The 7,203-nt window shown below is 73.6% G+C and carries 5 protein-coding genes; 4 read left to right on the top strand and 1 reads right to left on the bottom strand.

Going from position 1 to position 7,203, the window contains the following annotated elements; all coding sequences use genetic code 11:
* Nucleotides 1-167 precede the first annotated feature (167 nt).
* The 4 genes from ACFV9M_RS22475 (at nt 168) to ACFV9M_RS22460 (ending at nt 4,776) form a co-directional block, all read left to right on the top strand.
* Entirely contained in the window at nt 168-1,331 is a 1,164-nt protein-coding gene (locus tag ACFV9M_RS22475; RefSeq protein WP_385068331.1) for a pectinesterase family protein, read from the top strand.
* Between the two features lies 1 nt (nt 1,332).
* Nucleotides 1,333-2,442, top strand: a complete 1,110-nt coding sequence (locus ACFV9M_RS22470) for a pectinesterase family protein (protein ID WP_385068332.1) — start codon at nt 1,333-1,335, stop codon at nt 2,440-2,442.
* Entirely contained in the window at nt 2,429-3,586 is a 1,158-nt protein-coding gene (locus ACFV9M_RS22465) for a dienelactone hydrolase family protein (RefSeq protein ID WP_385068334.1), read from the top strand. The genes ACFV9M_RS22470 and ACFV9M_RS22465 overlap by 14 nt, the downstream gene beginning before the upstream one ends.
* Nucleotides 3,587-3,663: 77 nt before the next feature.
* Complete coding sequence (locus ACFV9M_RS22460) at nt 3,664-4,776, top strand: chondroitinase-B domain-containing protein (protein ID WP_385068433.1); 1,113 nt, start codon at nt 3,664-3,666, stop codon at nt 4,774-4,776.
* A gap of 5 nt (nt 4,777-4,781) precedes the next feature.
* Here the strand turns inward: ACFV9M_RS22460 and ACFV9M_RS22455 are convergent, their stop codons facing one another.
* A complete protein-coding gene (locus ACFV9M_RS22455; protein ID WP_385068435.1) occupies nt 4,782-6,950 on the bottom strand; it encodes a family 43 glycosylhydrolase in 2,169 nt (722 codons plus the stop codon).
* Between the last annotated feature and the right edge of the window lie 253 nt (nt 6,951-7,203).

Here is a 7,203-nt window from a genome sequence, read left to right as displayed (position 1 = left end):
CCCGACCCCCCCCCGGCCACGCCCGCCCCCGGCCGCCCCCGGCCCCGGCCCGCCCCCGCCACCCCCCCCGCCCACCCACCCCCGCCCCGCGCGCGCCCCCCCCCCCCGCCCCGCGACCCCCCACCCCGAGGACCCCTTGACGTGCCGCACCGCATAGGAGCACCCGCATGCCCTCGCCCCACCCCCGACACCCCCTGTCCCGCAGGCGCTTGCTGACGGCGGGCACCGGCGCGGCCGCCGCGCTCGGCCTCCCGGCCGGCCCCGCCCGCGCGGCCGCCCGCCGGCCGTTCGGCCGCTTCGGCTCCCCGGCCGCCCGCCGGCCGTTCGGCCGCTTCGGCTCCCCGGCCGCCCGCCTCACCCCGCGGACGCTCTACGTCGACCCGGAGGGACGCGGCGACCACACCACCGTCCGGGACGCCGTCACCGCCGCCGCCGGCACCGGCTGGACCCTCGTCCTCGCCCCCGGCACCTACCGCGAGACGGTCGCCGTCGACACCACCCGCACCGAGGCCACCTGGATCGGCGCCTGCGAGGACCCGCGGGACGTGGTGATCGTGTACGACAACGCGGCCGGCACCGCCAAGCCCGGCGGCGGCACCTACGGCACCACCGGCTCGGCCACCACCACCGTGCAGGCCGACGGCTTCACCGCCCGCTGGATCACCTTCGCCAACGACTGGCTGCGCGCCGACCACCCCGACATCACCGGCACCCAGGCCGTCGCGATCAAGGTCCAGGGCGACCGGTCCGCCTTCCACCACTGCCGCTTCCTCGGCCACCAGGACACCCTCTACGCCGACTCCCTCGCCCTCGGCACCTTCGCGCGCCAGTACTTCTCCCACTGCTACGCCGAGGGGGACGTCGACTTCGTCTTCGGCCGGGGGACCGCCGTCTTCGAGCAGTGCCACTTCCGCACCCTGGACCGCACCGACCTGGCCGCCGCCCCCTACGGCTTCGTCTTCGCGCCCTCCACCGCCGGCGCCAACCCGCGCGGCTACCTGGTGACCCGGAGCCGGATCACCAGCGAGGCCCCGGACGCCTACTACAAGCTGGCCCGCCCCTGGGTGCCCAGCTCCGACACCACCGCCCGCCCCATGCTCACCGTCCGCGACACCCACCTCGGCGCCGGCCTCGACGCGGTCGCGCCCTACACGAACATGTCGGCCTCCTACCCGTGGCAGGACCAGCGGTTCGCCGAGTACCGCAACACCGGGCCGGGCGCCCGCGTCACCGTCCCGGAGAACCGGCCCCAGCTCACCGCCGAACAGGCCGCCTCCGCGACCCGCGAGACCTGCCTGGGCGACTGGACCCCGTGGAAGGAGACCTGCTGACATGCGCAGGCGCACCCTCCTGGCCGGTCTCACGGCCGGCGCCCTGACGGCGGCGGCCCCCGCCCACGCGCGGTCGGCCCCCGCCCACGCGCGGTCGGCCCCCGCCCACGCGCGACCGGCCCCCGCCCACGCGCGACCGGCCCCCGCCCGCGCGCGGTCGGGCCGCGTCCTGCACGTCCGCCCCGGCGACTCCCTCCAGGCCGCCGTGGACGCCGTCGACGGACCCGGCCGGACGATCGTCGTGCACCCCGGCACGTACCGCGAGGTCGTCAGCGTCCCGGCGGACGCGGCGGACCTCACCCTGCGGGGCGCCTCCCGCGACGCCCGCGCCGCCGTCGTCGTCTTCGACCACGCGAACGGCACGACGAGACCCGACGGCACCACCTACGGCACGGCCGGCTCCGCCACCTTCACCTCCGCCGCCCCCGGCCTCACCGTCCGCGACCTCACCCTCGCCAACGACTGGCTGCGCGCCGACCACCCCGACATCACCGGCACCCAGGCGGTGGCGGCGTACGTCACCGGCGACCGCTCCCACTTCGACAACGTCCGCTTCCTGGGCCACCAGGACACCCTCTTCGCGGACACCACCGCCCTGGACGCCTTCGACCGGCACTACTACCGCGGCTGCCACCTCGAAGGAGATGTCGACTTCGTCTTCGGGCGGGCCCGGGCCGTCTTCGACACCTGCCGCTTCCACACCCTGCCGCGGGACGTGGACTTCACCCCCAAGGGCATGGTCTTCGCGCCCTCCACCGCCCGCGCCGACCCCTACGGGTTCCTCGCCGTCCGCTGCCGCGTCACCTCCGGCGCCGAGGACGGCGCGTACAAGCTGGCCCGGCCCTGGGTGCCGACGTACGAGACGACCGCCCATCCGTCGCTGGTCGTGCGGGACACCTGGATCGGCCCCGGCGTCGACGCCGCCGCCCCCTACACCAACATGCGCGACGCCTACCCCTGGCAGACCATGCGCTTCGCCGAGTACGCCAACTCCGGTCCGGGCGCGGCCGTCACCGCACCGGAGAACCGGCCGCAGCTGACGGCGGCCGAGGCGGCCGCGCACACCCCGCGGACCTACCTCGGGGACTGGAGGCCGTATGAGCGCCCGTGACGCGGTGCGGCGGCGGGCGTTCGTGGTCGGCGCGGGGGCCGCGCTGCTGGCCCAGGCGGCGGCGACCGGGGCCGAGGCCGCCGTCGTCGACGGGCCGCTGCCCGACTTCCACCCCGCCCTCGAGGACGCCCTCACCTTCCCGCTCGCCTGGGGCAACTCCCCGATCCGCGACGTCCGCGCCTGGCGCCGGGCGGCCCGCGCCCGGGTCGAGGAGGCGCTGATCGTCGACCGCGAGGACGGCACCCCGTACGCCCCGGAGTCCGGCTCGCCCGTCCGGGGCGACGGGTACACGAGGGAACTGGTCACCCTCTCCCTCACCCGGTACGAACGCGTCCGCGCCGCGCTGCTCACCCCCGACGGCCCCGGCCCCTTCCCCGGCGTGCTGCTCCTGCACGACCACGGCGCGAAGTTCGACATCGGCAAGGAGAAACTGGTCCGGCCCTGGTACGACACCACCCGGCTCGCCTCCGCCCGGGCGTGGACGGAGAAGTACTTCAGCGGACGGTTCGTCGGCGACGAACTGGCCCGGCGCGGGTACGTGGTGCTGGCCGCCGACGCCCTCGGCTGGGGCGACCGCGGCCCCCTCGCCTACGACCAGCAGCAGGCGCTGGCGAGCAACTTCTTCCACCTGGGCTCCTCCCTGGCCGGCCTCATGGCCCGCGAGGACGCCCGCGCCGCCGGCTTCCTCGCCCGCCTCGACCGCGTGGACCGGCGCCGGATCGCGGCCGTCGGCTTCTCCATGGGCGCCTTCCGCGCCTGGCAGACGGCGGCCCTCACCGACGACGTCGCCGCCACGGCCGCCGTCTGCTGGATGACCGGCCTGAAGGAGATGATGGTCCCCGGCAACAACACCCTGCGCGGTCAGTCCGCCTACTACATGCTCCACCCCGGGCTGCCCCGCCACCTCGACTTCCCCGACGTGGCGAGCATCGCCGCCCCCCGGCCGATGCTCTTCTTCCACGGCGGTCTCGATCCGCTGTTCCCCGCCGACGGCGTCCGCACGGCCCACGACAAGCTGCGCGCCGTCTGGCGCTCCCGCCACGCCGAGGAGCGGCTGCACCTGAAGACCTGGCCCGACCTCGGCCACGTCTTCGTCGACCGCATGCAGGACGAGGTCTTCGCCTGGCTGGACCGCGTCCTGTAGCCCACTCCCCACTCCCCACTCCCCACTCCGCACTCCCCACTCCCCACGACGGAAAGGACCCGCACTCCATGTTTCGTCTGTCTCGTCGTACCGCTCTCACCGCCCTCGCCGCCCTGTCCCTGGGCGCCGGTCTCGCCGTCCTGCCCGCCCAGGCGCAGGCCGCGACCGTCGTCGTCGACACCACGGCCGAGCTGACCAGCGCGATCTCCGGCGCCACCGCGGGCACGGTCATCCAGGTCCGTGGCGGCACCTACTACCCGACCGCCACCCTCCAGTCGACCACCAACGGCACCTCCTCCGCGCCGGTCACCCTCACCGCGTACGGCTCGGAGACGGTCAAGATCGACGGCTCGTCGCTCCCCGACGGCGACTGGATCCTCAAGCTGACCGCCGACTACTGGAACGTCTCGAACATCACCTTCCAGAACTCCCCGGACAGCGCGGTCGTCTGCCAGTCCTGCACCGGCACCACCTGGAACAACATCAAGACCATCAACGGCGGCGACTCCGGCTTCACCCTCACCGGCGACGGCACGGTGAACAACACCGTGAAGAACATCGACAGCTACGGCCACTACGACCCCGCCAACCACGGCGAGAACGCCGACGGCATCGCCGTCAAGTACGGCTCCGGCACCGGCAACCTCATCACCGGCGCCCGCCTCTACAACAACTCCGACGACGGCCTCGACTTCTGGTCGTTCTCCTCGCCCGTCACCGTCGAGCACACCTGGGCCTTCGGCAACGGCGAGAACCGCTGGAGCGACTCCGCCTTCGCGGGCGACGGCAACGGCTACAAACTGGGCGGTGACGGCGAGGTCGTCGCCCACGTCGTCAACAACTCCGCCGCCTGGGACAACGCCGGCAACGGCTTCACCGAGAACTCCAACACCGGCGCCATCGTCATCAACCGCACCACCGCCTACGCCAACGGCAAGTGGGGCTACTACTTCGCCACCGGCTCCGCCCGGCTCGGCAAGAACCTCGCCGTGAGCAACGGCAGCGGCCTGGTCAGCAAGGGCTCCTCCGTCGTCTCCGCCGGCAACAACTGGGACTCCGGCATCGCCACGCCGGCCTTCGTCTCCACGAACGCGTCCACCACGTACAACGCCCGCCAGTCGAACGGCGCCCTGCCCGTGACCACCTTCCTGACCACGGGCAGCACCACGATCGGCGCGACGATGGACTGACCGGGTCAGCCGGTCGCGGCCGGCTCGACCGGCTGTACCGGCCGGACCGACTCCAGCGTCGGCACGACCGGCTCGATCGTGCCGTCGGCGGCGAACTCCAGCCGGTCGACCGTGGTCTCCCGGTGCGTGCCGTCGCCGCCCGGCCGGCCGGGGCCGTCGAGGGCGAACCGGTGGTAGACGACGTACCAGTCGTCGGTGCCGGGCACGTTCACCACGGAGTGGTGGCCGGTGGCGAGGATGCCGTACTCCGGACGCTTCGACAGGATCGTCCCCCGCTTCGTCCACGGGCCGAGCGGGGACGGTCCCGTCGCGTAGGCCACGTGGTAGTCCTCGCTGCGGGTGTCGTCCTCGGACCACATGAAGTAGTACGTGCCCCGCCGCTTGACCACGAAGGAGCCCTCCCGGAAGTTCTCCGGGGTGATGTCCCGCACCTGTGCCGGGTCGAACGACACCATGTCGTCGTCCAGCGGCACCACGTAGGCGTGGCCGTTGCCCCAGTAGAGGTACGACCGGCCGTCGTCGTCCGTGAAGACCGCCGGGTCGATCAGCTGGCCGGACCAGGGGCCGTCCTTCCCCACCAGCGGCTTGCCCAGCGCGTCCGCGAAGGGACCGGCGGGCGAGTCCGCCACGGCCACGCCGATCTGCTGCTCTGCGCAGAAGTAGAGGTAGTACCGGCCGTCGCGCTCGGCGATCGCCGGCGCCCAGGCGTACGCGTCCGCCCAGGACACGTCCGGCCCCAGGTCCAGGACGACGCCGTGGTCCCTCCAGTGCACCAGGTCCTCGGAGGAGTACGCCGAGAACCGCGTCCCGCCCCAGCCCTGGAAGCCGTCCGTCGTCGGGTAGATCCAGAACTCGCCGTCCAGGTACCGCGCGTCCGGGTCGGCGGTGAGGCCCGGCAGGAGCGGACTGCGGGTGGGGACGGCCTCCACGGTCCAGGTGCGGGCCGTCCCGTCGGCGGCGGTCACGGTGTACGTCCGCGGCGTGCGGAAGTCACGGCGCGTGCCCGGCGCCGGGGAGACGGACGCGCCCTCGGCCGCCCACAGCGTCGGCGCGAGGTGCCGCAGGTCGGCGTCGGGCTCCATCGGCAGGACGACCTTGGAGGAGGCCTCGGTGACGATCGCGTACCCCTTCTGGCCCTTCGCCGTCACGTCCACCACCGAGGCGGGCGTCGCCGGGTAGGCGGCCAGCAGCCGGTCGTACTCCTCCCGCGTCACCGGCAGGACCGTGCCGTGCCGGGGGCTCGCCGGGAGCCGGTGGCCGGCGCACGCCGTCCAGCGGCCCGAGCCGAGGTCGGTGGTCTCGAACGGGACGTAGCCGCGGCCGCCGTACTCGTCGATGAACAGGTACCACTTCTCCTCGGTGTTCGACTTGAACACCGTGGGCCCCTCGCCGCGGCTGACCGAGCCGCTGCCCACGCAGTCGGCGACGAAGCCGTACGCCGTGTCCGTCAGGCTCGTCGACTTCTCCGCGGTGACGAACTTCGAGCAGGGGGAGCCGGAGGAGGGGTCCCGCTCGTCCTTGGTGTAGCGGTAGTAGGTGCCCTCGTGCTCGACGACCGTCGAGTCGATCACCGAGTGACCGGGGTCGTGCCAGACCCTCGGCTCGCTGAAGGCGCGGAAGTCCTTCGTCGTCGCGTACAGCATCCGGTTGTAGGTGGAGCCGGTGTGCGCCGGGTCGTCGTCGGCGTACAGCTTCGACGCCCAGAAGACGACGTACTCGCCCAGGGTCCGGTCCCAGTGGGCCTCCGGCGCCCAGGTGTTGCCGGCGGTGTCGGGGGAGACCTTCACCAGGCGCTGGTCGGTCCAGTGGACCAGGTCGGTGGAGTCCCACACCATGATCGACTTGCTGCCGTGGCGCTGGACCTCGTCCCAGCTGCCGCTGCTGCCCCGGTACATGCGCAGGTCGGTGGCGATCAGATGGAACCCGTCGCCCTCGGGGGAGCGGATCACGAAGGGGTCGCGCAGACCCCGCTCGCCGATGGTGGAGGTCAGGACGGGCCGTCCGCCGTTCAGCTCGCGCCAGTGCAGCGGGTCGTCGCCGCGGCTGAGGGCGTAGCGGATCTGCTCACCGTCGGCGGTGCCCTCTCCGGTGAAGTAGGCGAACAGGTAGCCGGCGTACTGCGGGTGTGTCACGGGGCGTGCTCCGGTGGTCGCGGTGCTGGGAGGGGAGGCCAGGAGGCATGACGCATCCTGTGTGGGAGTGGGGGATTGTGTTGGATCACGTGCCCTGGGGAGTCTCACCAGCCGCGGTCCGGGGCGTCAATCGGGGGAGCGGGGGCGGGCGGGGAGCGAAATTTTCGCTCTTTTTCGCACGGACCCGGCAACCTTCCCCGGGCGGGGCGGCGACTGGGGTGGGGGGGGGGGGGGGGGCGGGGCCCCCCCCCCCCCCCCCCCCCCCCCCCCCCCCCACCCCCCCCCCCCCCCCCCC

The organism is Streptomyces sp. NPDC059895, from assembly GCF_042731035.1.
In the GTDB taxonomy this organism is placed as follows: domain Bacteria; phylum Actinomycetota; class Actinomycetes; order Streptomycetales; family Streptomycetaceae; genus Streptomyces.
This window is presented reverse-complemented; position numbering and strand designations above follow the sequence as displayed.

What these genes read in the sequence shown, in the direction of transcription:
- ACFV9M_RS22470 (WP_385068332.1), top strand. Translation starts at nt 1,333, where the DNA reads ATGCGCAGGCGCACCCTCCTGGCCGGTCTCACGGCCGGCGCCCTGACG.
- ACFV9M_RS22465 (WP_385068334.1), top strand. Translation starts at nt 2,429, where the DNA reads ATGAGCGCCCGTGACGCGGTGCGGCGGCGGGCGTTCGTGGTCGGCGCG.
- ACFV9M_RS22475 (WP_385068331.1), top strand. Translation starts at nt 168, where the DNA reads ATGCCCTCGCCCCACCCCCGACACCCCCTGTCCCGCAGGCGCTTGCTG.